This window comes from Chryseobacterium sp. UF-290, assembly GCF_058245615.1.
In genome coordinates this window covers 1-1,160 of the sequence record NZ_JBSICB010000036.1, presented here as the reverse complement: position 1 = coordinate 1,160, position 1,160 = coordinate 1, and the positions used below count along the sequence as shown (strand labels likewise).

The window sequence follows — 1,160 nt, the reverse complement described above, 5'->3', positions numbered from 1 at the left end:
GCCACGAATGCCTTTAGATTTGCAAAAGGATTTAGTATTAAATTAGATAATAATTAAATTCTGAAGAACCAGAGAAAATAAAGTGAACTAAACGAATGCACAGATTAGAACTATTTCGTGTATCAGACCTTATTTTCTCTTTTGAATATCTGCCATTTAGAATGTTAAGCATTAAGGCTTATTAAAGGTTTTAGCATCATTCAAATTGGTTCATTCAGGATTTACCTTAAATCCAAAGTTATGAAAAGTTATTTTATTGGAATAGATATTTCCAAGGATACATTGGATGTTTGTATATTAAATAATTCCAATGAAAAAGAAATGGCATTCAAGGTAGAAAATACAATGGAAGGTATAGAGCAAATGATAAGCTCTACCTATGATTTGGAACAAGATTGTGAGTTATGTTATTGCTTTGAAAATACCGGAAACTATGGACTTCTTCTTGCCAGGATGCTGGAAGATCAGAAAATAACCTATTACCAGGTTCCGGCTTTGGAAATAAAACTAAGCCAGGGAATCCAAAGGGGAAAGAATGACAGAGTTGATGCCTGGAGAATAGCCAAATATGCAAAAATGTATTCCCAGGATCTTAAGCCTTATGTTCTTGCGGAGAAAGTACTTTTTAAAGTGAAGAATCTTCTTACCTACAGAAACTTACTGATAAAGTTGAGAACGCAGCTTAAGAATGAGAAAAAATCCTTTTATCAGGTGAGTAAAATTGCAGATGTAAGCTATGAAATGAATGATATAACAAATCATATACAGGAATTGGATGGTAAGATTACCTTGGTGGAGAAGAAAATAAAGCAAGAAATCAGTGAACAGGAAAAAATAAGCAAAAACTTTGAGAAAATAACCAAAATAAAAGGGGTTGGCTTTCTCACCGCTGCTTATATGATTGTACTAACCAATAATTTTACTAGCTTTCAGAATCCAAGAAAATTCAACTGTTATGCAGGATTAGCTCCTTTTGAACATCTATCAGGAACTAGTATTAAAGGAAAAACAAAGACCAGCAAGCTTAGAAATAAGAGAATTAAAACAGTTCTTTTCAGCGGAGCTAATTCAGCAATAATTTATGATGAGGAATTAAAAGCATACTACAAAAGAAAAAAACAGCAGGGAAAAGCTCATAATTCAATTATTAATGCGGTATG

1 protein-coding gene is annotated in these 1,160 nt (G+C 32.4%); it reads left to right on the top strand.

The annotated features are described in order from the left end of the window. Positions 1–240: 240 nt before the first annotated feature. Positions 241–1,160: IS110 family RNA-guided transposase (locus AC4IF5_RS20385; protein ID WP_490737780.1), on the top strand; the 920-nt coding region annotated here is incomplete at its 3' end.